The organism is Sphingomonas sp. GW821-FHT10F09 (assembly GCF_058809195.1).
The window spans coordinates 500830-525263 of sequence record NZ_JBXASI010000002.1 but is presented as its reverse complement, the minus strand read 5'-3'; the positions used below and the strand labels follow the sequence as shown (position 1 = coordinate 525263).

27 protein-coding genes and 2 pseudogenes are annotated in these 24434 nt (G+C 62.0%); 17 read left to right on the top strand and 12 right to left on the bottom strand.

The genetic code is table 11. The features are described from left to right. Positions 1 to 131, bottom strand: a pseudogene (locus AC1RTO_RS10575) (IS6 family transposase); the annotation flags it as partial. 203 nt (positions 132 to 334) lie between these two features. Between AC1RTO_RS10575 and AC1RTO_RS10570 the strand changes: the two are divergent. Beyond that, positions 335 to 796, top strand: coding sequence for a hypothetical protein (locus AC1RTO_RS10570; protein WP_493160822.1), 462 nt, complete (start codon positions 335 to 337; stop codon positions 794 to 796). 344 nt (positions 797 to 1140) lie between these two features. Here the strand turns inward: AC1RTO_RS10570 and AC1RTO_RS10565 are convergent, their stop codons facing one another. Continuing rightward, complete coding sequence (locus AC1RTO_RS10565) at positions 1141 to 1713, bottom strand: glutathione S-transferase family protein (RefSeq protein ID WP_493160821.1); 573 nt, start codon at positions 1711 to 1713, stop codon at positions 1141 to 1143. A 90-nt stretch (positions 1714 to 1803) separates the two neighbouring features. On the opposite strand from AC1RTO_RS10565, the gene AC1RTO_RS10560 reads away from it, so the two are divergent. Both AC1RTO_RS10560 and AC1RTO_RS10555 read left to right on the top strand, forming a co-directional pair. Beyond that, positions 1804 to 2505, top strand: a complete 702-nt coding sequence (locus AC1RTO_RS10560; protein WP_493160820.1) for a helix-turn-helix transcriptional regulator — start codon at positions 1804 to 1806, stop codon at positions 2503 to 2505. 87 nt (positions 2506 to 2592) lie between these two features. Next, on the top strand, positions 2593 to 3573 hold the full coding sequence (locus tag AC1RTO_RS10555; protein WP_493160819.1) for an amidohydrolase family protein: 981 nt from the start codon (positions 2593 to 2595) through the stop codon (positions 3571 to 3573). Between the two features lie 26 nt (positions 3574 to 3599). Here AC1RTO_RS10555 and AC1RTO_RS10550 read toward each other — a convergent pair whose 3' ends face one another. Next, complete coding sequence (locus AC1RTO_RS10550) at positions 3600 to 4760, bottom strand: FAD-dependent monooxygenase (protein ID WP_493160818.1); 1161 nt, start codon at positions 4758 to 4760, stop codon at positions 3600 to 3602. Positions 4761 to 4809: 49 nt separating this feature from the next. Here AC1RTO_RS10550 and AC1RTO_RS10545 point away from each other — a divergent pair, with 49 nt between their 5' ends. The 4 genes from AC1RTO_RS10545 (at position 4810) to AC1RTO_RS10530 (ending at position 9107) form a co-directional block, all read left to right on the top strand. Next, the gene (locus tag AC1RTO_RS10545) at positions 4810 to 5475 is read left to right on the top strand and encodes a TetR/AcrR family transcriptional regulator (protein ID WP_493160817.1); all 666 of its coding nucleotides are present in this window, start codon (positions 4810 to 4812) and stop codon (positions 5473 to 5475) included. Positions 5476 to 5785: 310 nt separating this feature from the next. Further along, on the top strand, positions 5786 to 6499 hold the full coding sequence (locus AC1RTO_RS10540; protein ID WP_493160816.1) for a bacteriorhodopsin: 714 nt from the start codon (positions 5786 to 5788) through the stop codon (positions 6497 to 6499). A 2-nt stretch (positions 6500 to 6501) separates the two neighbouring features. Then, positions 6502 to 7350 carry a Brp/Blh family beta-carotene 15,15'-dioxygenase gene (locus tag AC1RTO_RS10535; protein WP_493160839.1) on the top strand — a complete coding sequence of 283 codons (849 nt, stop codon included), beginning with the start codon at positions 6502 to 6504 and terminating at the stop codon, positions 7348 to 7350. Positions 7351 to 7967: 617 nt separating this feature from the next. Next, entirely contained in the window at positions 7968 to 9107 is a 1140-nt protein-coding gene (locus AC1RTO_RS10530) for an FAD-dependent oxidoreductase (protein WP_493160838.1), read from the top strand. Between the two features lie 64 nt (positions 9108 to 9171). Here the strand turns inward: AC1RTO_RS10530 and AC1RTO_RS10525 are convergent, their stop codons facing one another. The 5 genes from AC1RTO_RS10525 to AC1RTO_RS10505 all read right to left on the bottom strand — a co-directional run bounded on the left by AC1RTO_RS10525 (position 9172) and on the right by AC1RTO_RS10505 (position 13490). Continuing rightward, the gene (locus AC1RTO_RS10525; RefSeq protein ID WP_493160815.1) at positions 9172 to 9630 is read right to left on the bottom strand and encodes a nuclear transport factor 2 family protein; all 459 of its coding nucleotides are present in this window, start codon (positions 9628 to 9630) and stop codon (positions 9172 to 9174) included. Between the two features lie 66 nt (positions 9631 to 9696). Further along, positions 9697 to 10044 carry a response regulator gene (locus AC1RTO_RS10520; RefSeq protein WP_493160814.1) on the bottom strand — a complete coding sequence of 116 codons (348 nt, stop codon included), beginning with the start codon at positions 10042 to 10044 and terminating at the stop codon, positions 9697 to 9699. A 96-nt stretch (positions 10045 to 10140) separates the two neighbouring features. Then, positions 10141 to 11631 (bottom strand): PAS domain-containing protein, encoded by a 1491-nt coding sequence (locus AC1RTO_RS10515; protein WP_493160813.1) that lies wholly within the window; start codon positions 11629 to 11631, stop codon positions 10141 to 10143. Positions 11632 to 11681: 50 nt separating this feature from the next. After that, positions 11682 to 11846, bottom strand: coding sequence for a hypothetical protein (locus AC1RTO_RS10510; RefSeq protein ID WP_493160812.1), 165 nt, complete (start codon positions 11844 to 11846; stop codon positions 11682 to 11684). A gap of 3 nt (positions 11847 to 11849) precedes the next feature. After that, entirely contained in the window at positions 11850 to 13490 is a 1641-nt protein-coding gene (locus tag AC1RTO_RS10505) for a histidine kinase famiy protein (protein WP_493160811.1), read from the bottom strand. Between the two features lie 345 nt (positions 13491 to 13835). Here AC1RTO_RS10505 and AC1RTO_RS10500 point away from each other — a divergent pair, with 345 nt between their 5' ends. From AC1RTO_RS10500 to AC1RTO_RS10485, 4 genes are all read left to right on the top strand, one after another. Beyond that, a complete protein-coding gene (locus AC1RTO_RS10500) occupies positions 13836 to 14114 on the top strand; it encodes a hypothetical protein (protein WP_493160810.1) in 279 nt (92 codons plus the stop codon). 325 nt (positions 14115 to 14439) lie between these two features. Further along, complete coding sequence (locus AC1RTO_RS10495) at positions 14440 to 15270, top strand: aldo/keto reductase (protein WP_493160837.1); 831 nt, start codon at positions 14440 to 14442, stop codon at positions 15268 to 15270. A 9-nt stretch (positions 15271 to 15279) separates the two neighbouring features. Then, complete coding sequence (locus AC1RTO_RS10490) at positions 15280 to 15798, top strand: metallophosphoesterase family protein (protein WP_493160809.1); 519 nt, start codon at positions 15280 to 15282, stop codon at positions 15796 to 15798. Further along, the gene (locus AC1RTO_RS10485) at positions 15795 to 16421 is read left to right on the top strand and encodes a methyltransferase domain-containing protein (protein ID WP_493160808.1); all 627 of its coding nucleotides are present in this window, start codon (positions 15795 to 15797) and stop codon (positions 16419 to 16421) included. Before AC1RTO_RS10490 ends, AC1RTO_RS10485 begins: the two co-directional genes overlap by 4 nt. Positions 16422 to 16437: 16 nt before the next feature. Here AC1RTO_RS10485 and AC1RTO_RS10480 read toward each other — a convergent pair whose 3' ends face one another. Continuing rightward, on the bottom strand, positions 16438 to 16698 hold the full coding sequence (locus AC1RTO_RS10480; RefSeq protein ID WP_493160807.1) for a hypothetical protein: 261 nt from the start codon (positions 16696 to 16698) through the stop codon (positions 16438 to 16440). Continuing rightward, positions 16698 to 17657: a bifunctional methionine sulfoxide reductase B/A protein gene (locus AC1RTO_RS10475; RefSeq protein ID WP_493160836.1), complete on the bottom strand. Its 960-nt coding sequence runs from the start codon at positions 17655 to 17657 to the stop codon at positions 16698 to 16700. Before AC1RTO_RS10475 ends, AC1RTO_RS10480 begins: the two co-directional genes overlap by 1 nt. A 655-nt stretch (positions 17658 to 18312) precedes the next feature. Between AC1RTO_RS10475 and AC1RTO_RS10470 the strand changes: the two genes are divergently transcribed. From AC1RTO_RS10470 to AC1RTO_RS10445, 6 genes and pseudogenes are all read left to right on the top strand, one after another. Further along, positions 18313 to 18540: a hypothetical protein gene (locus AC1RTO_RS10470; protein WP_493160806.1), complete on the top strand. Its 228-nt coding sequence runs from the start codon at positions 18313 to 18315 to the stop codon at positions 18538 to 18540. An 18-nt stretch (positions 18541 to 18558) separates the two neighbouring features. Beyond that, positions 18559 to 19734 (top strand): annotated as a pseudogene (locus AC1RTO_RS10465) (serine hydrolase domain-containing protein); the annotation flags it as partial. Between the two features lie 334 nt (positions 19735 to 20068). Beyond that, positions 20069 to 21172 carry a PAS domain-containing protein gene (locus tag AC1RTO_RS10460; RefSeq protein ID WP_493160805.1) on the top strand — a complete coding sequence of 368 codons (1104 nt, stop codon included), beginning with the start codon at positions 20069 to 20071 and terminating at the stop codon, positions 21170 to 21172. Continuing rightward, on the top strand, positions 21169 to 21621 hold the full coding sequence (locus tag AC1RTO_RS10455) for a response regulator (protein ID WP_493160804.1): 453 nt from the start codon (positions 21169 to 21171) through the stop codon (positions 21619 to 21621). The genes AC1RTO_RS10460 and AC1RTO_RS10455 overlap by 4 nt, the downstream gene beginning before the upstream one ends. A gap of 116 nt (positions 21622 to 21737) precedes the next feature. Next, a complete protein-coding gene (locus AC1RTO_RS10450; protein WP_493160803.1) occupies positions 21738 to 23228 on the top strand; it encodes an HWE histidine kinase domain-containing protein in 1491 nt (496 codons plus the stop codon). An 89-nt stretch (positions 23229 to 23317) separates the two neighbouring features. Then, complete coding sequence (locus AC1RTO_RS10445) at positions 23318 to 23668, top strand: response regulator (protein ID WP_493160802.1); 351 nt, start codon at positions 23318 to 23320, stop codon at positions 23666 to 23668. Between the two features lie 3 nt (positions 23669 to 23671). Here AC1RTO_RS10445 and AC1RTO_RS10440 read toward each other — a convergent pair whose 3' ends face one another. Both AC1RTO_RS10440 and AC1RTO_RS10435 read right to left on the bottom strand, forming a co-directional pair. Next, complete coding sequence (locus AC1RTO_RS10440) at positions 23672 to 23878, bottom strand: helix-hairpin-helix domain-containing protein (protein WP_493160801.1); 207 nt, start codon at positions 23876 to 23878, stop codon at positions 23672 to 23674. Then, the gene (locus AC1RTO_RS10435; protein ID WP_493160800.1) at positions 23875 to 24369 is read right to left on the bottom strand and encodes a nucleoside deaminase; all 495 of its coding nucleotides are present in this window, start codon (positions 24367 to 24369) and stop codon (positions 23875 to 23877) included. Before AC1RTO_RS10435 ends, AC1RTO_RS10440 begins: the two co-directional genes overlap by 4 nt. Positions 24370 to 24434 lie beyond the last annotated feature (65 nt).

The window sequence follows — 24434 nt, the reverse complement described above, 5'->3', positions numbered from 1 at the left end:
TCGAACAGCAGGTCCTCCACGTTCCGCAGCGATAACGGAAAACGGACGTACATCAGCACCACCAGCCGGATCACCTCAGGCGATGAGTTGAAATAGCGGAATGGCGTGGCTGGCTTGTGCGGTCGGGGCATGTCACAGCCCTACACTGCCCTGATTACCAGCCGGTGCATTTGCGCTGACAATGCCCGGCCGCTTGTTCATCGTCGCAAACGACCAGCTTGCTACTCCGGCCATCCGCTGACGAATGTCGTGATCTGGTGGAAAGCAGACATTCGGCTTACCTTCCCGTGCGACTACGAGCCGTGTCACGGGCAAAGAACAGGGGAGCTACGCCATGTTTGAGTTAACGATGGCAGGGTTCGTCGCGGCGCTGGTGCAGCTATCGCTGCCGACGCAGTTCGATACGAAGCAATTATGCGCGATTGGCTATGTCGCGATGCAGGACCTTCTAACCGCGATCCCGCCTGATCCCGGCTATGATGCTTACTTCAATGTCAGGCCTAATCTGTACAATCCAACGTTATTGGATGTCTGCCCCCAGTTACAAAATGCGATCCCGAAAAGCTTTAAGATAGCAACCGAAGCAGATCAGGAAATAGCGGATAGCAAGGCCGGACCACTCCGCTTTATCTACACAATTACCGTGCCCCAGGTTGATGCGAATGGAAATCGCGCCACGATTGGTATGGGCTTCAAATGCAAAGTCATGTGCGGCGCAGGATACCAAGTTAGTTACAGACGGACGAAGAACGGTTGGAAGATGGAGGGGGCTCCTCGCCGCACCGTCGTGTCGTAAGGCTGGTCGACCAGCCAACGCGGGTATTGAACAGCAGGTGCAAACGTACGCAAGCAAGCGAAGTCGGCTATTCGACAGCCGATGCCACGAATGTCTGCTCTTGGGCGTGAGCGGACGATAAGCTGAACTAAGTTCGTGCTTTCGAGTATCAGATCTCCGGCATGAGCTGTGGCTTCCACGACCCAGTTACAGACGCTCATGCCTCATCACCAGTGCTCCGAGAAGCGGACATAGGTTCATACTCGTTCGCGTGAACAGTTTGCGGCTTCTGTGCGGCCTTAAACCGCCGGCTGGTTGCATCTGCCCGGCGCCAACGATGCCGCCGGGTCTTCGCAGACGTGTCGCTACTGTGCTGTAGCACTCATCCGTTCGGCGCAACGTGCGACCCAGTCGCGGATTGCCGGATCCGCGGGCATCATATCGGCGAACCAGAAGAACGGCGAACTGCACAGCATGTCAGCCGCGGAGAAGCGCTCCCCGAGGAGCCACGGGCCACGACGCAGCGGCTCGGCCAGCCGTTCGATCATCGTGTCGAAGTCGCGCAGCCCGGCGGTGAGCGCCGGATGCGTGACGTTCGCCCACTTTAGGATGAGCACCGGTTCCATGACGCCCTGATAGTAGAACAACCAGGACAGATAGGCGCCACGCCCCGCCTCGCCCGGCAGCGGGCCAAGACCTGCCGCGGGATAAGCATCGGTCAGATAAAGCATGATCGCGCCACGCTCGCGTACCGCGTCCTCGCCATCGGTCAGATAGGGTACCTTGCCTTCCGGGTGAGGGTTGGCGGGATCGCGCTCACCCGACCCGTCCTGCCGCGGGATCGTCACCTCGCGTAGCGCGATATCGGCGGAAAGCATGCGCACCAGAGCAACGACGGTGTCCGACCGGGAATTGGGCGAGTAATAGAGGGTGCGCATTTGTTGCTCCTTGCTTTGGGTGTCATCGTCCTTCTAAGAGGTAGCTCCTGACAATTTCGGGCAGCAGGAATGGCACGATCGGATCGCCTCATGCGGTTGCTCGACACGCTGCGGCGACTGCCCCAACCGGTGACGGCGACCCGCCTCGCGGCGGAGACAGAGGTTTCGACGCGGCAACTGTATCGTGACATTGCAACGCTGCGCGCGGGCGGAGTGCTGATCGACGGGGCGGCGGGCTACGGCTACACCCTGACCGAGGACCCGGCGTTACCGCCGCAGAGTTTTTCCCGCCTTGAGATAGAGGCCTTGATGCTCGGCATCGCCAGCCTCCGCGACTTCGGTGACGACGCGCTGACGGCGGCAGGACGCGACGCGCTCGCCCGGATCGTAGCCACCTTGCCTGATCGGCAGGCGCGGCAGGCGGCGCACGCGACGATGCGGTCCTGGCGCGCGCCCGAGCCGCGTGCCGCTATCACGATCGATCTTAATCTCCTGCGCCAGGCCTGTTGGGACGAGTTCAGCGTGCGGATCTTCTATCGCGACGCGAAGGGGCAGCGAACCGAACGCGAGATCCTGCCGCTCGGCATGTCCTACAGCCCCAAGACCCTGATGCTGGTGGCTTGGTGCCTGATGCGGGCATCCCATCGGACGTTCGAGGTACCCCGGATCGGAACGCTCGAGCGGATCGGACACAGCTTCCGGCCGCGCCGGGTGCAGCTTCTGCGCGACTATGTCGCGCTGCGCACTGCCGAATGGAGGAGAAGCGAACAACAGTCGGCAAGGCCTTCCTGACGATCGGCCTCTCGACGCCTCTCGCGTCTCTGAAACGAACGCCGGTTCAGTAAGTTAAAGCTGGAACATCCAAGGATGGATCGCACGATGCGCCTGATCGCGATTGAAGAGCATGTCCTGCCAGGGTTCGTGCGCGATGCATGGAACGCCGCGCCGCCGCCACATGATCCCGTATCCGCCTTCGCCGATGGCGGTGAGAATGGGCGCCGCCTCGCTGACCTCGGGGAAGGCCGGATCGCGCTGATGGACGAACAGGGCGTCGACGTGCAGGTGCTGTCGCTCACCACGCCCGGCCTTCACAACCTCCCGGCTGCCACCGCGAACTCGACGGCACGACGCGTCAACGACCTGATCGCCGAGGCGTGCGTGCGTCATCCCAGCCGATTTCAGGGCCTCGCCGCACTGCCGACCTCCGATCCCGACGCGGCACCATGGGAACTCGAGCGCGCCGTCCGCGAGCTTGGCCTGAAGGGTGCGCTGCTCTGCGGGCGGACGCGCGAGCGCCACCTCGATCATTTGGCGCTGCGCCCGATGCTGGCCAAGGCAGCCGAACTCGGCGTTCCGCTCTTCATCCATCCGCAAACGCCGCCTCCCGCGGTGCGCGAGGCGAGTTACTCCGGGATGGGCGATAGTGCGGACATTGCGCTCGCGGCCTTCGGCTTGGGTTGGCATTACGAGGCGGGATTGGCCTGGGTCCGGCTCGCCGCAGCGGGTGTCTTCGATGAGCTGCCGACGCTGCAGATCATCCTCGGTCATTGGGGTGAGGTCGTGCTCTTCTATCTCGAGCGCACCGCGACGGTGCTCGGCCGCGCCCTTCCCCTGCAACGCTCGCTCTTCGACTATGCTCGGCAGAACCTCTACGTCACCGGCAGCGGCATGTGGAGCGATGACTATCTGCGACGCTGCATCGCGATCGTCGGTCCGGAGCGGCTGCTGTTCTCCACCGACTTCCCCTATCAGTACAGGGAGGGTGGCGAACCACGACGGTTCCTGGAAACGGCACCGCTCGACGAGACGAGCCGCATTGGCCTCGCGCATGCCAATTGGGAACGCCTGACCGGGCAGTGAGATGATCGTCGTCGCTGTTCGATGCGCTACCAGCCCACCGCACCCGCCGCGATCTCCCGATTGCGCGCGGTTAGTTCGGCCTCATCGGCTGGACACATGGTCGACATGCCCTCGGTCGCGGCGCGCTCCTGAACCTGTTCGACGAACGGCCGCAGTTCCTCCTCATAGTCCTTGAATGCCAGCGTCAGGTCGTCGGGGTACCGCTCCAGCGCGTCCGCCAGGCGACCCGCGCCGATGATCGCCATCGATCCGCCAAGTCCTGCAAGCGGCGAAACGCAATAGCCCGCATCGCCGACCAGCACGACCCGCCCCCGCGACCAGCAAGGCATCCGGATCTGGTTGATCCGGTCGAAATAGAAGTCGTCGTCCCCGTCTGATGCCGCGAGCATCGCTGGCACCTTCCAACCCAAATCGGCGAACCGGTCGTAGATCATTCGACACTGCTGCATCCGGTCACGGTAGTCATAGTCGATCTCGCCGTCCGTCCGAAAGCCGAAGCCGATGTCGGTGCGATCGTCATACCCGTTGAGCATCGCCATCCGCCCGGGCGTGCGGAACACCTCCGTCGTGTTGGCATCGAGAAGGTCGGTTTGCGGCACCACCTTCAGAAAGAAGTAGCCGCCCATGAAATGCGTGAATTGATCGCCGCCGCCGAACACCAGCTTGCGCGTGTTGGACCGATTGCCATCACAGCCGACGACAAGGGCGAAATTGCGCCGCTCTCCGTTATCGAAGGTCACCGACACGCCACCGGCCTGCTCTTCGATACCTGCGATAGACCAGCCGAACAGCAGATCGACCGTATCCGCAACCGCGCCAGACAGGACGTCGAGCAGATCGTCGCGATGAATTTCGTACCGCTCATGGGAGGCATGATCGCCGCTGGTCCCGATCGCGCCCAGAGTGCCATCGTCCGCAACCTTGAACGCGAAGCGGCGCGAAGGCAGTGCCTTGGCCCGGACGCAATCGACGAGGCCCATTCGCCTCAGGATGTCGATCGTCTCGCCCTCGATGTCTACCGGGGTTCCACCACGACGCAGCGCGGGAGCCGTCTCGACCACGGTGACGTGATACCCTAGCCGATTCAGCCAGAAGGCAGTCGCAAGGCCGGCGAAGCTGGCGCCGCTGACCAGGGCGGTGCCACGATCGGCCTCGCCATTCTTCAGCGCACGGGTTGACGACAGCATGTCAGCATCTCCAGAATAGACAGGCCACCTATATGTACCGGGTACATATATGTATGCAATCCAGAAAGAGAATCCGGATTTGGATCGAAGAACCCGCAAGCGATTGGCCACCCGGCAAACGATATCAGATGTCGCAACGCGTCTGTTCATGTCGCGCGGCTTTGATCAGGTGACCATCGACGAAATTGCCGATGCCGCTGATGTCGGCCGCATGACGGTCTTCAATCATTTCCCGCGCAAAGAGGACATGTTCTTCGACCGCGAGGACGAGATGCGCAATCTGGCGTTCGACACCATTCGCTCGCGCCCGTCCAGCATGTCGCCGATCCAGGCGCTGGCGACGCTCGCACACCAGATCATCGCTGAGCCGTCCAACGTCTTCGCACCGTTCAAGCATACGCGCACTTTCTTCGAGACGGCGCAGGCCAGCGAGACGTTGAAAGCCCGCGCGCGTCAGATGCGGGACGACTTCGCAAAGGATCTGGCCCTTCTGTTGAGGGATGAAGTGGGTGAGGAGGAGGATGGGACGAACGCACATCTGGCGGCCGCGCTTGTCACAGCGACGTGGAGCACCGCATTCCTGCAAGCGCATGCCGAGTTGCAGAGGAAAGGCGACACCAAGGCGGCAAAGACGATTTTTCTGGACACAATCGATCGCGGCACCATGGGCACACTCGCGGCCCTCGAAGGAACGCCACTCGGAACGGTAATGTGACCCAGAATCAGTCGCTCAGGCCGCCCTCTCCACCTCCTACCTCCTGCCATTCGTTAACTTGAAATTAGCGGGGCAACCAGTCGACTGGGAGTGAACAAGTGGCCGCAGGAACGGGAGAGTAGGTCAGGCGCCCTGTGTACCCGATGATCGACGGGACCCGTGCGTCGCAATCGGTGCCTGGAGAGGGGTTGGACGACGACCCGAACGATGTTCGCCACGCTACCGATCGTCGTGGACACAAAAAGATACAATCCGTGTTATTGCCGCTGGGTCGGCACCGGGTCGTCCCCTCGTACTGGGGTGTCCCCGCATGGATCAGACTGCCTTCATTATTGGCTTCACCGTCATGTCGCTTGGTTCGCTGGCGATCTACGCGACCGGCAAGAAGACGCATCCGTCAGGCCACCATACGCTGCTGCACGCCAGCGTGCCGTTCATTGCGGCGACCGCCTATCTAACCATGGCCTTCGGTATCGGGACGCTAGTCAAGTTCGATGGCTCGGTCACCTATCTTGCACGCTATCTCGACTGGTCAGTGACGACCCCGATCCTGCTGTCGAGCCTCGTCCTCCTGGCCTTCCACGAGCATGGGCGCACCGGCGAGGTCGGTGGGCATCTCACGGCGATCATCGTCCTCGACGTATTGATGATCATCGCCGGTCTGGTTTCATCGCTGGCCGCGCCCTCGCTGGCCAAATGGATTTGGTATGCCTGGTCGTGCGCCGCGTTCCTCGGCGTCCTTTATCTCCTGTGGGGCCCGTTGCGCACGCTCGCGGCGAGCCGTGGTACGGCGCTGGGTGCCGCCTACAAGAAGAACGTCGGCTTCCTCACCGTCGTCTGGTTTCTGTACCCGATCGTCTTCCTGATCGGCCCCGAGGGGATGAATATCATCACCGATCCGACATCAGTCTGGGCGATCCTCATCATGGATGTCGTCGCGAAGGTCGTCTACGCCTTCTATGCGGCCGCCAATGTCGACAAAGCGCTGGCGCAGCACGACGACGCACGCGGGTTGCGGTCGTGAAGATGCGCGCTCCAGCCATCGGCTGGGGTGCCCTGCTGGCGGTGGCCGGGGCCGCCGCCTTTGGCGGGCTGGCCATCCAGCTTGCCTTTGCCGTCATCGCGATTGGGATGATCGGCATGGCGCATGGCGCCAGCGACCTGGCGATCGTAGCGCCCGCGCGCCGTGCATCGTTCATCGCATTGTACGGCCTCGTCGGCGCAACCTGTCTGTGGTGGTGGGTCGCTGATCCCGCCATTGCGCTCCCGGCCTTCCTTATCGCCTCCGCGGTCCATTTCGGGCTGGAGGATGCCTCCGAGGACAGGCCATTCGAGAGGATCGCGCGCGGCATCAGTCTCGTCACCACACCCGCGACGCTTCACTTGGGGGCCCTGGCCGACATCCTTCGCCTTGCCGGGACTACTAGCGCCGTGGCGATGGCTGCGACCATGGCTGTCGCCGGCGGTGCGGCCTCGGCTTGGCTTTTGGCATGCGCGGTCCGGCGCCGAGACGCGCGTCTACTCACGGGAACGGTGTCGCTGCTCGTGCTGCCGCCGCTCATCGGCTTCTCTGTCGGCTTCCTGATGCTGCACGCGGTGCCTCAGACGATCGAGCGGCGTATTCGGCTCGGCTGTTTCACCACCGCCGCCTATTTACGTGCGACTGCACCGGTGCTCGTTGCCGCGCTCGTCCTGGTTGCGCTGACGGGGGGCCTGCTCCTTCGCTGGGACCCATCTGGTGTGCGGCCGCTATTCGCCGGAATCGCCGCGCTCGCCGTCCCGCATTTGCTCATCACGCCCTGGTTCGAGCACGCCGCGTACGCCCGGTCACATTCCGATGCACGGACCGCGACATCCATCCAAGCTAGCGTCTGACCAGACACACTGCAGGACGTGTCGAGACGTTCGATGTGTAGACGGCTTCCCCGGCAGAAACAGATTTTGAACGAGCGCACTTGCGACGTGCCGATCATGAGTCAGGGCCTGCTGCAAGCGGGTGAGGTCTTTGCATCGCCAGTATAGACGACCCAATTTCGGTCACCCAGACGGCTCGATTCACTTCCTTCAACCGGTCGTTCGTTCATCGCAGTCGCCTTCAGGCACTGCGCCTTGATCCCGGGTGTTGTGCTCAGGTCGAGTCATCGTGTCGGCCGGCCTTTTGGCGCAGCCTTTTGACACCTTCGAATGCCCGAGATTGCGTGGGTGAGGCAGGGGTGTCACAACCGGACGGTTCTGACACCGCGGAGGCGCGCCTGACCAATGCGGATAGTCGCATGCTGGCGTCGGCCACCCCGTCGCTGCTTGTCATGACGCCGTGACGTACCCGGCCATGATGCGGTTCCTGCTGCCGACGTGACCGGGTTGTTGCTCTCGGCAGCTAGCGACACTAATCCCGAATCGCTGCGAAAAACGTTGGTGGGATCGCTTCTCGCCCTCGCGCGCACGTCGGCCGTTGGCCGTCCAGCAGCTCCACGAAACTCGGTGCGGGCACCATCCGTGCCGGACAAGGAGCGCGTGTTATAACAGAAGCCGTCACCATCGTCGGCGCGGGGCTTAGTGGGCTGGTGCTGGCTGGGATGCTGCACCGCCACGGCATCCCGGCTGTGATCTATGAGGGAGAGGCGTCGGCAACGGCACGGGCGCAAGGCGGCCTTCTAGATCTGCATGAGGAGAGCGGCCAATGCGCGCTACGCGAACTAGGGCTGTTCGACGCGTTTCTAGCGCTCGTCCGTCCCGGCGAGGACGCCAAGCGGATCATGGACCAGGCGGCGACCGTGTTGCTCGATCGGCCGGGCGATCCGGGGTCGGCCCGCCCGGAGATTGATCGCGGCGACCTGCGCCGGCTGCTGCTCGACGCGCTGCCTGCGGGTGCGGTGCGGTGGGACCACAAGGTTGTGGCCATTCGGCCAAGCGGTCCTGGCCGTCACGTTCTGTCGTTCGCTCACGGTCCGTCCGTGGAGACGACGCTGCTGGTGGGCGCGGACGGTGCTTGGTCGCGGGTACGCCCGCTGTTGTCGGATGTTCGTCCGATCTATTCCGGCACCTGCTTCCTCGAACTTATGCTGCCCGCCGGCGACAGCCGCGCCACGGCTGCTTCCGGTATCATCGGCACGGGCACGCTGATGGCGGTCGCACCCGGTCAGGGCATCCTGGCGCATAGAAACGCCGATGGCAGCATCCACACCTATGTAGCGGTAAACCGGCCCGAGGCGTGGCTCGATGGCGATCCCGGCACCGCGGTGGAGCAGTTGCGCGCCCTGTTCGCCAATTGGGCGCCATCGCTGCGCGCCCTGATCGTCGGAGCCGACAGCGCTCCCGTGCTCCGCCCCATCTACGCTCTTCCGGTTGGTATGACGTGGCCACCCAAGGCGGGCGTGACGCTCCTCGGCGACGCGGCGCATTTGATGTCGCCGTTTGCCGGCGAGGGCGCCAACCTCGCCATGCTCGATGGCCTCCAACTTGCCCACGCCATTATCGACTATCCCGGTGCCCCGGATGCCGCGCTCACAACATATGAACGCGACCTCTTCACGCGCAGCACACGAGTGGCAGAGGCCAGTGCCGTCAACCTTTGCCGCTTCTTCGGACCTGATGCGCCGAACAGCGTCGTTAATCTGTTCTGCGGTCGATAGCGGGTATCGCAACCGAACGGTTCTGACGCTAACATGATGCAATCAGGACGTGGCAAGTAAGGTGCTATGACTGGATCGGCGGTGCTACGGCCTCCTCGATTCCCCAAGCCGCCTGTCGCTGGAGAAGATCTGCCACCGATTGACTGTCCTCATTGGCGTCGATCGAAACGGCCTTGCCCCAACGCATCTCTACGACGTGGACGCCGTGGTTCTCATAAGGCTGCCCATCAAGAGGTATCCCGGTTGAGGTCCACCGCACGATAGCCGTCGTCTTCCACGGGCCGCCCTTCACCCATATGTCTTCGATAGTCAGGGTAAGGCTCGGAACGACGCGACCCAACCGTTCAAACCAGCGTTGCAGGTCATCACGGTTGTTACGGATGCCTCCCAGCGCGTGAGACCCGCCGAAGCGGTGAGTGATATGCGGATCGCACATCGACAGCAGGACCTCGTAGTTCCGCTCATTGACGGCGACGAATGCCTTACGGCAGATGCGCTCAACGATTTTCGTATACATCCCCATGCGTAACTCATTGCGCCTGCAACCGTCACCTATGCGATGATCGGATCAGAAATACTCGGCAGTTCCTTATGGAATTGGAGCGATAGCACGAAAGGTGGCAACCAACGCCCGATCATCCACCGGCTTGTGCAGGACTCGCATTGCCGGCGATTGAGGCTGAAAAGCTCGGGGTTCGCCGGTCACAAACAAGACGGGCCGCTCGCCAAGCGCAGCGACGATCCGCTTGACCGCATCCGGGCCGTTCCCGCCCGCCTTTAGATTGACGTCTGAAATAATCACCTCGGGCGGATGAGAGAGCGCCTGCGCGACAGCATCGTCCTCGGTATCAGCCATGTCGACCGAACTCGCACCAGCAGCTTCGATCAGCTGGGCGATATGATCGGCGATCAGCCAATCATCCTCGATGATGAGCACATGACACATGGTCGTGCATCAATGCTTCAGCGCGAAGGGGGTTCGTTTAACGGCCGCTTTAATCTCGATCATGGTATATCTGCCACGAGATCAGCATCAGATCAAAGCTTCGATCTCGAACCGAACGCCGCTCTCCAGATAATGAATCGCCGCACCACCACGCACATGGCGACGCAGCACGCGCTCGATCATGCGTGTGCCGAACCCAGTCCTGGTAGGCGGCGTCACGGGTGGGCAGTCATGCTCGGCCCAGCAAAAAAACAGCCGGCGCTCGCCGTCCTGACGCTTGATCGACCATTCGATAGCGACCCGCCCCTCCGGTACCGACAGCGCGCCGTATTTGATCGCATTGGTCGCCAGTTCGTGAAGCGTCATCGCAAGCGCCAAGGTCACCTCGGGCAGAAGCCGGACGGACGGACCATGCGACGCGAAACGCGCACCGTCACGGTCCTTGAAGGGCAGCAGCGCGCGATCAACGATATCGCCGATCGTGGCACCTTCGACCTCGTCCTGGATCAGCAGCTCATGCGCGGCACCCAGGCTGGCTATCCTGCCTGATACAGCGATTGCGGCATCCTCAAGCGATGACGCATCACGCAAGGTCTGACTGACTACCGCGTTCACCGTCGCCAGTGTGTTCTTGACCCGGTGAGTTAGTTCGCGAGCCAGGACGGCCCGATGCTCTTCGGCAATCTTGCGATCCGAAATGTCGGTCGAGAAGCCGGACATCGCCAGCGGCGTACCGTCTGCGCGATACTGAAGATCGCCCTGCACCGATACCCAGCGCTGCTCGCCTGCCGGGGTCAGAATGCGGTACTCGATGTGATAGGGATCGCCGTGCTGGATCGTCCGCAGAACTGCGGCCTGCATCGCAGGACGATCCTCGGGATGGATCGATGCCACCAACTCGTCATAGGTAAAGGGCTCGGCGATCGGACGCCCGAAGATGCGCTTGCACCCTGACGAGGCCGTCAGAACCAACTCGGGCAAGTCGACCGTCCAGGTGCCCAAGGCACCCGCCTTCAAGGCTAGCCGCAGCCGTGTGTTGTGCTGCGTCAGATCGGCATCCCGTTGTGCCACCTCAGCGGCCAGCGCCTCGCGATCGTGCTCCAGCTCCAGCACGCGGTGCCGTTCGATCGTGACGTCGATCTGCGAAGCGACGAAATAGCGGAGCGATCCGTCCTCGCAGAAGACCGGTGCCACCATCAAACGGTTCCAGAACGGCGTCCCGTCCCGACGATGGTTCAGCAGGTCGAGTTCGATCGGCTCGCGCCGGGCGATTGCGGCTTTGAGGCAGGCTACGTCGTCAGGGTCTGTAAGCGGCCCCTGCATGAAACGGCAATTGCGTCCCAGAACCTCAGCGGCAGGGAAGCCAGTCAGTCGCTCGAACGCTTCGTTGACGTAGATCAGCGGGCAGTCAGGCAGGGTCGGATCGCTGACCACCATCGCGACCGGAGTCATCTTGAAGCCGATCTGCATCGGATCGCAAGCGTTCAGTCCACGCGCATAGGCGTCGATCGCCGCCCGAACTTCAGGCGACGGCTCGAAAGGTTGAAGCGGAATAGGGGCGAGCGGTTGCCGGTCCAAAACAGGAACGATTTAGCGAAGGATTGTTACGGTCGCAATCTGCTCTAGCATCATGCTCTTACCGCCTGTTTGATCTGCGTATGGCGGGCCGCCCGCTCCGCCATGACCAGCCACGCTGCTTCGGATCGCCTGCATCTGGCGACGACGTTCGGTAATGTCGTGGATGCGGCCTGCTCGGCACACATCAATGCCTGATCGCGGTAGTAACTCTCCATGCCTCACCCCCCGTGCGTGCCGATCCCGGTCGGTCCTTCCAAAACCTGACGTACCTTCGTCGCCAGCTCGCTGCGCTTATAAGGCTTCTGGATCAGATCGAACTCGGCGCCGCGGGCATCCACGCGTTCGATCGATGATTCCGCATAGCCGGTGGTCAGCAACACGCGCATCTTCGGTCGACGCCGCTTCACCTCACGCGCCAGCATGACGCCGTTCATGCCACCTGGCATGATGAGGTCACTGAACAACAGATCGATATGCCCGGAGCCGTCGAGCAACGTCAGCGCTTCGTTAGCATTGTCGGCGCGCAGCACTGTATAGCCGAACTCCGACAGCACCGTCTCGGCATAGTCGCCGACATCGACCTGGTCCTCGACCACCAACACGGTTTCTGTGCCGCGCTTGTCGGCCAGTGATCGTGACGGCTGCGCGCCCGATGGATCGGCTTTAGCATTCTCGCACGGAAAGAGCATCCTCACGGTCGTGCCGTGCCCTTCCTCGGAATAAAGCCTCAGCGACCCGCCCGATTGTTTCATGAAGCCGTAAACCATCGAAAGGCCGAGACCCGTGCCCTTGCCCTGATCCTTGGTCGTGAAGAACGGCTCGGCTACGCGTGCCAGCACCTCGGGCGACATGCCAGTGCCCTCGTCAGTGATCGTCACCGCGACGTAATTGCCAGCCTCCAGCTCGCCAAAGCCCTTGTCACCCGCCTCGATCGACCGGTTCTTGATCTCGATGACGATGTTGCCACCGTTCGGCATCGCGTCCCGGGCATTAAGCAGGATATTGATGATCGCCAGCTCAGCCTGTGTCGGATCGATGCGGGCGTTGCAGGTCGATTCCTGGTGAACGATCCTCACCTTCACCATGCCGCCTGCCGTTCGCTCGATCAGCGGCTGCAACTCATCGATCATGTCGATCAGGTTCACGACCCGGCCTTGCAGCTTCTGGCGTCGCGAGAAGGCAAGAAGCTGCTGAGTCAGCGTGGCGCCCCGCTCGGCCGCCTGAAGAACGGCGTTGATCGAACGTGTCGCCCGCCTGCGATCGAACTCGCCTTCGCCCTCGATCTGGCTCTTCAGCACGTCGCCGAAGCCCTGAATGACAGTCAGTAGATTGTTGAAGTCATGGGCCACGCCGCCCGTCAGCTGTCCGACCGCCTCCATTTTCTGCGCCTGGCGCAGCCCCTCCTCGGCATCGCGGCGACGTGTGACGTCCAACTGCGACGCAAAGAAATAGATGAGGTTGTTATCGGCGTCGAACACTGGCGAGATGAACAAGGCGTTCCAGAAGCCTGCGCCGTTCTTCTTGTAATTGTAAATTTCGACCGTCGTCTCCCGACGCTGCTCAATCGCCTGACGTACCTCTGCCACCGTATCGCGATCGGTGTCCGGACCTTGGAGCAGGCGGCAATTGGTGCCGATCAACTCGTCGCTACTATAGCCGGTCATTCCCATGAACGCCGGGTTGGCGAATACGATAGGGTTATCGGGCTGATTGGGATCGGTGACAATCATCGGCATGCGTGTCGTCTTCACTGCCGCGAAGAAGATGCTGTTGCTGTCGTCCGTCATGTCGGGGTTCGCGCCTCCTGCCAGATGCGGGGGCGGAGCGCTGGGAAGCGTCTCGGAAGGTTCGTTTGCCATAAAGACCCGGCGCTAGAGAGGGGCTTGCCCCGAAGCGCCGGCCGTTGGGCCGTTAACTGCCGATAACCCCCTTTGTTCCAGCGAACAGGGCACGTTTAGCGCTGATTGGTCAGAACCGAACGGTTGTGAAGCCTACGGCTCTCCCGCTCGCTGCTACAATGACCCAATAAAGTGACATTGAAGCCCCCTGAGTCACGCCCCAAGACCCGCCACTTGTTCAGGTTCGCTTGCGGCTTTGCCGCTAGATAACTGTCAGGTATCAGAAGGCTGTGACGGCGAGTGTCAGTGCGCCCGATATGAACCCCAGCGCGTTCTCCTATCGACACCGACTGGTCAGGAAACGCGATGACGACATATCCCTTGAGTGAGCCTGCGACGATTTATTCGGTCGATGCGTCTGGTGACGTGACCGCAGACGCGCTCGGACAAGGAACGCTGGAAGACTGCGTTGAAATTATCGCCGGTCTGTCCGCAGATAGACAAAAAGCCATATCCATTCGTATGGATGGCCTTGCCCTAACGTTTGGACCGAAAGAAGTTGGCGAATTCTTGCACTTCCTGCACGAGGAAGGCGCGGGTCTTTCAAACAACGAAATTACAGACATCAAGAGTACCGAACGGTAATTGCCCATTTTGGGGGTATCGCACGGCTTCGCCATAGCGGTAGGCGGATCCTCTGATTACCGGATCAGTCGACGTCCGCGCCGACCCAATAGTCGACATTCAGCGGCGTTGAATGGCCTCCTGAAAGCAGCCTTTCATTCAGGTGATTTGGGCCAATTCGATTCCTTGCGGCTCGCTGTGTTCCCGCATGCCCGCGACGATGCTGGCCCCGCGACTGACGGCGCAAGCGTCGCTGGCGGTACTGATAGGAGCTATGTTCGCCTTCGCGCCGAAACGCCCGCTCCGACGTTGTGCCGGTAATTGCCGTCGCGGCCATGGAGATCCGATGAAGACAGTCACGCTGAAGGATGGGGAAAGCGTGCCGGCCATGGGTCAGGGCACGTGGATGATGGGTGAGCGCCCCGACCAACGCGCCGACGAAATCGCGGCCCTTCGTCTTGGTATGGAGCTCGGCATGACGCTCATCGACACCGCAGAGATGTATGGCGACGGGGCGGCGGAGAGACTCATCGGCGACGCACTGAGTGATGTGCGCAACGAGGTGTTCCTCGTCAGCAAGGCCTATCCGCAGAACGCGTCGCGTAGGCGGCTGGCAGAGGCTTGCGAGGCGAGCCTGAGGCGGCTCAGGACCGACCGGCTCGACCTCTATCTACTCCACTGGCGCGGATCAGTCCCGCTCGCCGAGACGGTCGAGGCGATGGAGGCGCTGAGGTCGGCGGGCAAGATCCGCCATTGGGGCGTGAGCAACCTGGACACGGCCGACATGGCTGAACTTGTCGGCGCCGGCGGTGATGGCTGCGTCACCGACCAGATCCTCTACAACCTCACCCGCCGCGGACCGGAGCACGACCTGCTGCCATGGCTGGCGGATCATGCCATGCCCGTGATGGCCTATAGCCCGGTCGAGCAGGGCCGGCTGATCGCCTACCCCGCGCTCGCCCGTGTCGCGGAGACGATCGGCGCCACGCCGGCGCAGGTGGCGCTCGCCTGGACCCTGCGGCGCGATGGCACGATCGCGATCCCGAAGGCCGGCACTGAGGCGCACGTCCGCGATAATCGCGCCGCCGCCGACCTGATCCTGTCCGACGCCGATCTCGCGGCGCTTGACGCCGCGTTCCCGCGCCCGCGCGGTCGCGGTCCGCTCGAGATGCTGTGACGGGCCGCGATGACGCTGTTCTTCACCGCAGACACGCACTTCGGCGACCACCGCACGATCAACATCCAGCGTCGTCCCTTCGCGAGCGTCGCCGAAATGGACGAGATGCTCGTTGCCGGTTGGAACGAGGCGGTGGCGCCAACCGACGAGGTCTGGCACCTCGGCGACGTCGCGCGCCGATCGTCCGACGTGGCGAGCCTGCTCACGAGGCTGAACGGCACCAAGCACTTGGTGCGCGGCAACAACGACGAGCCTGCGACGGGGGAAGCGGCGGGCTGGTCGAGCGTTCGAGATTATGCCGAGCTGACGGTCGACGGGACCCTGCTAGTGCTCTGCCACTATCCGTTCAGGAGCTGGAACGGCCAGCACCGGCGCTCGATCAATCTGCATGGTCACAGCCATGGCAAGCTCAAGCCGATGCCGCGCCAGTTCGACGTTGGCGTAGACGCGCGGCGCTTTCGCCCGACGACGCTGGAGGCACTGCTTCCGTCCGGCACGGGATCGTCGAGCATTAGGGGTGGCGCATGAACATAGACCCGCTCCCCGAGCTGCCGGCTGGCGCCTTTGCCAAGCAGGACGCAGACGACGATCTCGCCTTCTACGCGCCGCCGCGGCTCGTAACGCACATCGATGAGGTCGCGGTCGCCGCGCTGACCGCGCGATATGGTGACGTGATCCCGCAACGCGCTCGCGTGCTGGACCTGATGTCGAGCTGGATCAGCCATCTGCCGTCCGACCGCGTGTATGCCGAAGTCGTGGGCCAAGGGATGAACGCCGAGGAGCTCGCCGCCAATGCGCGGCTCGACCATTGGTTCGTGCAGGACCTGAACCGCGATGCCGCATTGCCGCTGGCGAACAAGTTGTTCGATGCGGCGCTGTGCTGCGTCGGAGTGCAGTATCTCCAGCAGCCTGTGAGCGTATTCTCCGAGGTGCGCCGCGCGCTGACGGCCGACGCTCCGTTCGTCGTCAGCTTTTCAAATCGCTGCTTCCCGACCAAGGCGGTCGCAATCTGGCGCTCGCTCGACACCACGGGACATGCCGCCTTGGTCCAGCTCTATCTGGAGCGGGCGGGCTTCGGGAGAATCACGGTCGAGATGCTGGCGGACGGCAGGGCGGGCGACCCGTTGATCGCCGTCATCGGTCGGGCCTAGTCGGACGCGCGAAGCGTCACAGGGCGATCTGGTAGAGCGCCTTCGCGAGTTCGTCCGACATCGCGGGCCCGTCATCCTTCGGCGTATACCGATTAAGGACGGTCCGCACCCGCGTCTGCGCGACCTGCAGCGTCTTGTGCCGCACCTCGCGGGTCGCGTTGGTTCGCCACGACGGGCTCTCGCCGAGCAGCGCCGCCCACTTTGCCTCTTCCGCCGCCAGGACCGCGAGCGCGAGCCGCAAGCCGTCCCGCCGGCCATGCGCATAGTCCTCCACCATCAAGCTGACTTCACACGATGCGGCAGTCTCCAATTGGGCCGCACGAAGTGGCAGGTGTACCCGTTCGGCTTGCGCTCGAGATAGTCCTGATGCTCCGGTTCCGCCTCCCAGAAGTCGCCGGCTGGGGAAAGTTCGGTGACGACCCTGCCGGGCCACAGGCCCGACGCCTCGACGTCGGCGATCGTGTCCTCTGCGACGGCCTTTTGCGCCTCGTCGGTGTAGAAGATCGCCGATCGGTAGCTCTTGCCGCGGTCGTTGCCCTGCCGGTCCCGCGTAGTCGGATCATGGATCTGGAAGAAGAACTCGAGCAGCGTACGGAAATCGGTGCGCGCTGGATCGACCACGATCTCGATCGTTTCCGCATGGGTGCCGTGGTTACGATAGGTGGCATTCGCGTTGGTCCCGCCCGAATAGCCGACGCGCGTGGAGACGACGCCCGGCAGCTTGCGGATCAGGTCCTGCATTCCCCAGAAGCAGCCGCCGGCGAGGACGGCCCGCTCTGTGCGGGCTGGAACGGCGACCTCCTCGATCTGATGAAGATAGGCGCCATACCCCTGATCGGCCATGTCCGCACGGGCGACGAAGCGAAGCGACGCCGAGTTGATGCAGTAGCGCAGACCCCCGCGATCGCGCGGTCCGTCCTTGAACACGTGGCCGAGATGGCTGTCACCGTGTGCGGATCGCACCTCGGTGCGAGGGATCAGCATCGACCAGTCGCGCGTCGCCTTCACGTTCGCTGGCTCGATCGGCCTGGTGAAGCTCGGCCAGCCGCAGCCGGACTCGTACTTATCGGTGCTGGCGAACAGCGGCTCGCCGGACACCACGTCCACATAGATGCCGGCGTCCTTGTTTCGCAGCAGCGGACCGGTGCCGGGACGCTCGGTCCCATTCTTCTGCGTCACGCGGAACTGCTCCGGCGTGAGCGCGGCAATCGCGTCCTCGGTCTTGCGGTAGGTGATCATGTCGAAACCCTCGTGGTCACCAGCCGATATGGTGTCTACCGCCGTCGACTTCGAGATGATGACCGAGTGCTTCCCTGTTTGGCCCGGCCGCGCGACGAATTATCGACGTGAGGAACGGCGGCGACCAAGCTGTGGAAACCAAAGCACGGTCATACCGGAGATGACTCAGATACCGACGGTGGCAGACCTAACTACAAGTATCGGGATTACGACTGATCATTTTCCGCATTGCCGCGCTGCGGTTAATCGACCGCTGGGCGGCCGTGTAGACCCAGAGCCGGCCATTCAGACGATCCAACCCGCTTCTCCAAAGCGGTCACTCGTCCATACCGACCGCCTTCGGCTGCTGAGCCTTAATCCCGGCCGTTGGGCTTTTGATGGATTACCTTTTCGGCAGACGATGAAGAAAGCATTCAACAACTTTCGATCCGCGAAGCTGCGTGGGTCAGCCGGGGGTGCTACAACCGGATAGTTGTGCCACTTAGGGCCTATCTCGAACCGTCCTCTTCAACATAATCTTGCAGGTCTCTGAACACTTGCTGCCGAAGGACACCAAAACGCACAGGCCGCTTGCTACTCGACACCACCCGGTGCATTGGTAAGGTAATACACTGGTTGGTAGGCTATGAGCAAATCAGTTCGAGTAGCGTACATGATGGCCCTGCTGCCCATCCCCGCAACAGCCCAACAGGCTGCTTCCACGCCATCTAAGATCGCTGTGGTCGAGCAGGGGCTGACGTCGGCCGTTGTGCTGGCAGGTGCACCAGCACCGCATCGCACGATCGAAACGGAGATGCGACGGCTGAATGTGCCTGGGGTCAGCGTGGCAGTCTTGCATGGCGGCGCCATTGAATGGTCCAAGGGGTACGGGATCACTTGAGCAGGTGGCCCAGCCGTAACGCCATCTACGCTGTTCCAGGCTGGCTCGATCAGCAAGCCGGTCACGGCGCTGGCTGCGTTGCGCCTCGTCCAGCAGCACCGCTTGACGCTGGACGGCGATGTCAACGCGCAACTCAGGGGATGGCAGCTGCCGACGCCACCCGGTGAACAGGTCAGCTTACGCGAATTACTGTCGCATACGGTGGGAACCGCGGTGCATGGCTTCCCCGGCTACGCTGCTGGGGTTGCGGTGCCGAGCGTCGACGACGTGCTTGCCGGCCATGCCCCCGCAAACACCAAACCGGTTGTCGTGGATACGAAGCCCGGGACGACGTGGCGCTATTCCGGTGGTGGCTTTACGGTCATTCAGAAACTGATTGGCGATGTGACGGGTAAGCCATTCGCAGCGGTTCTCCACGACCAAGTGCTTCGACCCGCCGGCATGGCGCGCAGCAGTTTCGCCCAGCCGCTCGACGCCGCTTCGCTGGCGACCGCCGCCTGGCCACATGACGGGTCGGGCAAGCCCGTGCCCGGCGGACCTCACACCTATCCAGAGCTGCCTGCCGCTGGTCTGTGGAGCACGCCAAGCGATCTGCTGCGCTACGCGATCGCCGTGCGCGACAGTGCGCGTGGCAAGAAAGGAAGCATTCTCGATCAATCGCTGGCAACCGCAATGCTGACACCCGGCAAGGGGGAATGGGGCCTCGGTCTTGAAGTGCATCCGACACCTGCCGATCGCGCGTTCGCGCATGGCGGCAGCAACGAGGGATACGAGAATTTCCTGGTCGCCTATACCGGGTCGGGCGATGGGGTGGCGGTCATGACGAACGGTGCCCAGGGTGCCGAACTGGGATCGGAAATTACCCGCAGCGTGGCCGCCGCCTATGGCTGGCCTAGCTACCACAGCATCGAGCGCGCGAGCGTACCGATCCCGGCCGACACCCGCGCTCGCCTGATCGGAACCTACGCCGTCTCCGATCTCGGCTCCTTCTGGATCACCGCGAACGGATCGGGCTTGGCTATCGCGCTTAAGGAGGGTGTCAGCGAACCGCTCTATGCGTCGGCGCCGGACAGTTATTTCATCCTTTCAACCGACTTGGTGCTGCGTATGGGCCGCGAGCCTGAGGTCACTGGGCGGCTCGTCATGGGATCTTTCGACTGGCCGTTCGCGAGAGATACGGATGCTAAGCCCTGAATTCTGATCTTCCGATTGGCGGCGGTAAACGGAACAATCCTCCTCCTCAAAAGGGATCCTGCTCCAGGAATGACTGGGCTTGGTCAAAGGTGCCGCCCTGCCCTATTGCTTCAACGACCAAAAAGCAGACATCTAATCGGCCCCTCCTGGCGCCCAGCTTCGTCCGTTCATCCACACACCTGAACTAAGCGCAAAAAGCTTGCTCGACAGCAGGAAGCCACCTCTCAGATTGCGGCGATCGCGCACGCGCGTGCGGAGCGGAACATGAAAAGCCTTATAATGGTTTAGTTCACGCAAGGGAGTTCGGCTGTCAGCGCGTCTCCATGGAGGCGTGATGAACCAGCGGGACGATTGGCATCTGACGGAGGCGATCGACTACGAGCATGGGCGAGCAGACCCGTTCGCCGCTGCGGTGCGGGCAACGCGTATGCCGATGGTCATCACCGACCCTTCGGAGCCCGACAATCCCATCGTGTTCTGCAACGAAGCCTTTCAAAAGCTTACGGGCTACAAACGCAATGAAATTATAGGTCGCAACTGCCGCTTTCTGCAGGGACCGGAGACGAACTGTGCCGAGGTCGCCAAGGTTCGAACCGCGATTGAGGCCCATACCGATATCGCCGTTGACCTGCTGAACTATCGCAAGGATGGCTCGACCTTCTGGAACGCCCTCTACCTCAGTCCTGTGCGCAACGATGCGGGGGATGTGGTGTTCTTCTTTGCGTCACAGCTCGACGTTACCGAACGGGTGCAGGCGCAATCCATGATTGCCGAGCAGAAATTAGCCATGGAGCGCGAGGTCGAAGCGCGAACGGCTGACCTGAAGGCGGCGCTGGAAGCCAAGACATTGCTGCTTCACGAGGTGGACCATCGGGTCAAAAATAACCTCACGATGATTGGTTCGTTACTCCGCCTCCAAGCGCGCGGCATTGCCGATCCCGTGATCACCGCGAAGCTCGAGACCATGCTCGAACGCGTGGATGCCTTGGCGACGGTTCATCGTCGCCTATACCAATCCGATGATATTACCAGGTTCGACGTCGGCGCTTTCGCTGAGAACCTTGTCGCCGACGTCGTCGGCGCAAGTGGCCGCACGGACATTCTCATCAAAACTGACATCACGCCGATTGAAGTTCCGTCGAGCAAGGCCGCGGCACTGGGCCTGATCCTCAATGAAATAACGACCAATGCGATTAAACATGCCTTCACCGATGGCAGAGCGGGCATGATCACTATCCGCGCCGGTATAGACAAGAGTGATGCGGTCATTGAAATCAGCGACGACGGCCATGGTTTGCCAATGCAACAAGCAAAGCCAGACGGGATGGGCAAGACGCTGATCACCCGCCTGGCTCGACAGGTGAATGCGGATGTCCGCTGGTCGGATACCGCACCTGGCGCGCGCGTGACCGTATCCTTTCCGGTAAACGAACAATGACGAACCGTCCCCATGCCCCGCTCAGCGTTCTGATTGTCGAGGACGAGGCATTGCTTGCCATGGATATCGAGGCGATGGTGGAAGATGCCGGGCATCAGGTGATCGGCGAGGTGGCGTCGCTTGGTGAGGTGCAGGACTTGCCTGGATCACTGCGCCCCGATCTGGCCTTCGTCGATATTCAGCTTGCCAAAGGCTCCAGCGGATTGGACGTTTGCGCGATCATTCGGAAACGCTGGGTGGACGCAATCGTCGTGTTCGTCACGGCGAACCCGCTCAAGATTCCTGCGGACTTCGCCGGAGGACATGGCGTGATCCCGAAGCCGTTTTCCCGCACCGGGCTTATCTCCGCAATGCGATACATCGAGGAAGGGGTATGCGATCCCCCGCCCCTGTCGCCACAGCCCGCCAGCTTTATCGCCGCGCCGGCCTTCGCTGCGCTATGGTCGTGACGAAGACGCATGGCATAGAAGAGCGTCTGCCATCCCCACGGGCGACGCGCGCGCAGCCATGGCATATGCTATGCAAGATTCCTCGATCAGCGCCTTACCGCTAGTCCGTTCCTATTTTGGATCGCAAGCCGCTTCCTTTCGCGCCAAGCAAACCGTTCGATGCCCCACTTGCGGTGCGCCGGGCATTGAAAGCGTTCGCGCGCCGGGTAGATGGCAGTGATCCGTTCGTTGCGGCGTTCGATCATTGCATTACACCAATGGTCGTCAGTGACCCCACCTTACCTGACAACCCGCTGGTCTACGTCAACCAGGCGTTCGAGCAGCTGACCGGCTTTTCGGCGGCAGAGGTGGTGGGCCGGAACTGCCGTTTCATGCAGGGCCCGCTGACTGACCTAACCGACGTGGATAGCTTGCGTCTTGCGATTGCCCGCCGCGAACGCATCGACATCGATTTGCTCAATCACCGTCGTGACGGTACGCCATTCTGGAACCGGCTGATGGTCGCCCCGGTATTCGATACCGGCGGCATCCTGCGCTATTTCGTTGCGTCGCAGCTCGACGTCACGCTGGAAAGACACCAGTTGCAGCAACTGGAACGCGACCGCGATAACCTGAGTGCCGAAGTCGTCCGACGTGAAGTGGCGCTTGCGGAACGAGAAGCGCGGCTAGCACTCGCCTTGGACGCCGGCGGTCTCGGCACCTGGACGATCGACTTACCGGAGTGGCGGCTCAGCTATTCGACAAGTTGCCTTGCTAACTTCGGGCGGCCCGCCAGCGACGTCCTGTCGATCAACGACGTGCTGGCCTGTGTGCACCCGGACGACCGCGACCTGATGAAGTCATCGCTGAACGCCGCAATTGAACAAGACATTCGATACGATATTGAATACCGCATTCTGACGCCCGAGGGCGAGCAGCGCTGGATCCATTCGCAAGGATCACTGCAGCGGCGGGCCGATGGATCGCCGCTGGCGATATCGGGCTTCTCCAGCAATATCTCGGCACGCAAGTTCGCGGAGGAACAGCGCAGCGTCCTGGCACAGGAGTTGACCCACCGGGTGAAGAACACGCTGGCGACGGTTAGCGCGGTGGTCGGTCAAACACTTCGCGATGCTGAGTCTCTCGAAGGGGCACGCGATGCAGTGTCTGGCAGAATAGCGAGTTTGGCGTCAGCCCACGAGTTGCTGCTAAAGGACGAGATCGAAGGGGCCGTGATCGGTGATATCGTGGGTCGCGTGTTGAGCCCGTTCATGGATCGCGGTGGCAAACGCTTTTCGGCTGACGGTCCTACGATCCGGCTGACGCCCGAGGTGACACTGGCGCTTTCCATGGCACTGCATGAACTGGCGACCAATGCGATCAAATATGGCGCCTTGTCGGTGCCCGATGGCCACGTCGAGATACGTTGGGCAATCAATGGTAGCGCGGCGGAACGTCGGTTCGGCTTCACTTGGGTTGAGGTGGACGGTCCGCCGGTCATACAACCTACCCGAGTAGGATTCGGTACGCGGATGATCGAACGGGTGCTTTCACGGCATGTGAAGGGCAAAGCTGAGATTAGATATCTGTCGGAAGGGGTACGCTTTGAAATTGAAGCTCCGATTTAATCTATCCCCGCTTGCGCAGAATAATGGTAGCCAACGGACACATCGGTTGATCCCACTGGTTGAATAGTAAATTATCCGGGATCACCATCATGTGCCATGTGCTCGTCATCGAGGACGATTTCCTCATCGCCGACCACATCATCCAGTTGATCGGAACGGCGGGCGCGACGTCTTTCGCGCAAGCGGGTTCGCAGAATGAGGCGATCGCCAAGGCACGTTTGCGTCCCCCCGCCTTCATCATGTCAGACGTCATTCTGACCGCCGGCACCGGCCCGGACGCCGTGCGCATGATCATCGCCGAACATGGCGTGACACCGGTCATCTTCGTGACGGGAACGCCGGCAGCGTGTCACCCTTGCCCCGCGCCGATGGTGATCCTGGAGAAGCCGATCAACGAACGTATCCTGAAGGACACGTTCCGTCGCCTCGCACCACATTGAGCTTCACCCGCTACCGACGGTTACCGCATCATCGAGTGCCTCGGTCATGCTCGTCATCCCAGGCACTTCCGCAAGCTGTCGTAGATCGCTGAACCCGCCGCGCTCTTCCCGATAGCGCACGATCTCGAACCCATGACCCTTGAGAGCGGGCACGGCGTTCAGCTCGTCGGCACTGGCGGTATTGATGTCGACACGGCGTTGGTCAGTCACAGGTTTGCCTGCTCCTCAAGAGGAAGGTCCGCATCGGGGCCATAGTAGAGCGTGGCGCATTCCTCGGCCAGGCAACCGCCCTCGATCACGATGTCGTCGCGATAGGCGTCGGCGATGAACGACACTGTGTCGACGTGCTTCGCCTCGAAGTACATCGGATGCACGTCGCCGCGGCCAGCGCCGTAAACCACCCGGCCGACCTTGGACCAGATCGATGCCATCGTGCACATGCCGCATGGCTGCAACGTCGAGTAGAGCGTGGCGCCGCGAAGCTCGAGTTGGCCGATCCCTTCGCAGGCCCGCCGGATCGCCATCATTTCAGCATGCGCGGTCGCATCAGGCAGTTCGTGCGTCTGATTCCGTTCGGCCGCTACCACCTTGCCATCGAGTACGATCACGCACCCGAGCGGAGAAGTAGAAGGATCCGACCCCTTCGACCGCGCGACTGCGATCGCCTTGCGCATCCATGCCTCGTCCTCTTCGCTCGCCATCGATCTCTCCGCTACGCCAGCCCAACGCGGGATACGGGCGGAAAGACGCGTGCAGATCGTGAAGA

Coding starts and splice junctions, on each gene's coding strand:
- AC1RTO_RS10570 (WP_493160822.1), top strand. CDS start 335: ATGTTTGAGTTAACGATGGCAGGGTTCGTCGCGGCGCTGGTGCAGCTA.
- AC1RTO_RS10565 (WP_493160821.1), bottom strand. CDS start 1,713: ATGCGCACCCTCTATTACTCGCCCAATTCCCGGTCGGACACCGTCGTT.
- AC1RTO_RS10560 (WP_493160820.1), top strand. CDS start 1,804: ATGCGGTTGCTCGACACGCTGCGGCGACTGCCCCAACCGGTGACGGCG.
- AC1RTO_RS10555 (WP_493160819.1), top strand. CDS start 2,593: ATGCGCCTGATCGCGATTGAAGAGCATGTCCTGCCAGGGTTCGTGCGC.
- AC1RTO_RS10550 (WP_493160818.1), bottom strand. CDS start 4,760: ATGCTGTCGTCAACCCGTGCGCTGAAGAATGGCGAGGCCGATCGTGGC.
- AC1RTO_RS10545 (WP_493160817.1), top strand. CDS start 4,810: ATGTATGCAATCCAGAAAGAGAATCCGGATTTGGATCGAAGAACCCGC.
- AC1RTO_RS10540 (WP_493160816.1), top strand. CDS start 5,786: ATGGATCAGACTGCCTTCATTATTGGCTTCACCGTCATGTCGCTTGGT.
- AC1RTO_RS10535 (WP_493160839.1), top strand. CDS start 6,502: ATGCGCGCTCCAGCCATCGGCTGGGGTGCCCTGCTGGCGGTGGCCGGG.
- AC1RTO_RS10525 (WP_493160815.1), bottom strand. CDS start 9,630: ATGGGGATGTATACGAAAATCGTTGAGCGCATCTGCCGTAAGGCATTC.
- AC1RTO_RS10510 (WP_493160812.1), bottom strand. CDS start 11,846: ATGGAGAGTTACTACCGCGATCAGGCATTGATGTGTGCCGAGCAGGCC.
- AC1RTO_RS10505 (WP_493160811.1), bottom strand. CDS start 13,490: ATGGCAAACGAACCTTCCGAGACGCTTCCCAGCGCTCCGCCCCCGCAT.
- AC1RTO_RS10500 (WP_493160810.1), top strand. CDS start 13,836: ATGACGACATATCCCTTGAGTGAGCCTGCGACGATTTATTCGGTCGAT.
- AC1RTO_RS10495 (WP_493160837.1), top strand. CDS start 14,440: ATGAAGACAGTCACGCTGAAGGATGGGGAAAGCGTGCCGGCCATGGGT.
- AC1RTO_RS10490 (WP_493160809.1), top strand. CDS start 15,280: ATGACGCTGTTCTTCACCGCAGACACGCACTTCGGCGACCACCGCACG.
- AC1RTO_RS10485 (WP_493160808.1), top strand. CDS start 15,795: ATGAACATAGACCCGCTCCCCGAGCTGCCGGCTGGCGCCTTTGCCAAG.
- AC1RTO_RS10480 (WP_493160807.1), bottom strand. CDS start 16,698: ATGGTGGAGGACTATGCGCATGGCCGGCGGGACGGCTTGCGGCTCGCG.
- AC1RTO_RS10470 (WP_493160806.1), top strand. CDS start 18,313: ATGATGGCCCTGCTGCCCATCCCCGCAACAGCCCAACAGGCTGCTTCC.
- AC1RTO_RS10460 (WP_493160805.1), top strand. CDS start 20,069: ATGAACCAGCGGGACGATTGGCATCTGACGGAGGCGATCGACTACGAG.
- AC1RTO_RS10455 (WP_493160804.1), top strand. CDS start 21,169: ATGACGAACCGTCCCCATGCCCCGCTCAGCGTTCTGATTGTCGAGGAC.
- AC1RTO_RS10445 (WP_493160802.1), top strand. CDS start 23,318: ATGTGCCATGTGCTCGTCATCGAGGACGATTTCCTCATCGCCGACCAC.
- AC1RTO_RS10435 (WP_493160800.1), bottom strand. CDS start 24,369: ATGGCGAGCGAAGAGGACGAGGCATGGATGCGCAAGGCGATCGCAGTC.